Here is a 603-nt window from a genome sequence, read left to right on the forward strand (position 1 = left end):
TGGCCGATGCACCGTCGAGCACCAGGCGGTCGGCGATGCCGGGGTTGTCGAGCTTGGCACCGAGGCGCAGCACGCCGTTGTTGCCGACGTAGGGGCCGGTCAGCGTCAAGGTCGTGCCTGGGACTGTCCCGAGCAGGGAGACCGTGCCGGCGTTGGTCAGGCCGGCCATCTTCTGGCTGAAGCCCCCAAGGTCGAGCGTGGCGCCGCTGGCGACCACAGCGCTCGATGCAGCGCTAAAGGCGTTGATGGCGCCTGCCTTCAGGGTACCGCCGGTCACGCGGGTCTCGCCTGCGTAGTTGGCCGTACCTGCGAGCGTGAGCGTGCCTGCGCCGACCTTGACGAGCGAGCCCGTGGTGCCGGTGATGGCGCCCGAGATCGTGTTGTCAGTGCCAAGCGCACCGGTGGTCAGCGCCTTGGTGCCGAGCACCACATCGCCTGCGCCACCGAGCGAGCCGATGCTCGTGCCGGTGGTCGTCAGATCGATGCGCACCTGTCCACCTGCTGCATTGGTCACCGTGGCGCCCGCAGCGCTCGCGGTGTCTTGCAAACTCAAGGTGCCCGCGTTGGCGATCGCGAGCTTGCCCGAGTCGGCCTTGCCGCCGA

At 69.0% G+C, this 603-nt stretch carries 1 protein-coding gene; it reads right to left on the reverse strand.

Annotation, left to right across the window (positions count from 1 at the left end):
- On the reverse strand, nucleotides 1–603 hold a 603-nt coding region (locus ACODT0_RS42380), incomplete at both ends, for an autotransporter-associated beta strand repeat-containing protein (protein WP_489044048.1).

Source organism: Variovorax sp. FG153, from assembly GCF_057809595.1.